Origin of the sequence: Gordonia sp. OPL2, from assembly GCF_003797825.1 — a bacterium.
In the GTDB taxonomy this organism is placed as follows: domain Bacteria; phylum Actinomycetota; class Actinomycetes; order Mycobacteriales; family Mycobacteriaceae; genus Gordonia.
Genome location: NZ_RKME01000122.1, coordinates 1 through 403, shown reverse-complemented (window position 1 = coordinate 403; position 403 = coordinate 1). Strand labels below are relative to the sequence as shown.

At 53.8% G+C, this 403-nt stretch carries 1 protein-coding gene; it reads left to right on the top strand.

Translation table 11 applies throughout. The features are described 5' to 3' along the window. The coding region (locus EEB19_RS26595) for a fumarate hydratase C-terminal domain-containing protein (RefSeq protein ID WP_187590312.1) at positions 1 to 288 on the top strand (288 nt) is incomplete at its 5' end. Positions 289 to 403: the final 115 nt, after the last annotated feature.

The window sequence follows — 403 nt, the reverse complement described above, 5'->3', positions numbered from 1 at the left end:
CCTTTCGCCAGCATGATCATGCTAGCGAAAGGTAACCGCAGTCAGCAGGTTACCGACGCGTGTCATAAACACGGCGGCTTCTACCTCGGTAGCATCGGCGGTCCGGCGGCGGTACTGGCGCAGCAGAGCATCAAGCATCTGGAGTGCGTCGCTTATCCGGAGCTGGGTATGGAAGCTATCTGGAAAATCGAAGTAGAAGATTTCCCGGCGTTTATCCTGGTCGATGACAAAGGTAACGACTTCTTCCAGCAAATCGTCAACAAACAGTGCGCGAACTGCACTAAGTAACCTCTTCGGCCCAGCGCCTGGCAGCATGCTGCCAGGTGATCCCCCTGGGCCACCTCTTTTGCGATTGTAATTTCACGCTTGCTGGTGAATAGTCAGTATTTTCCCTGATTTGCGA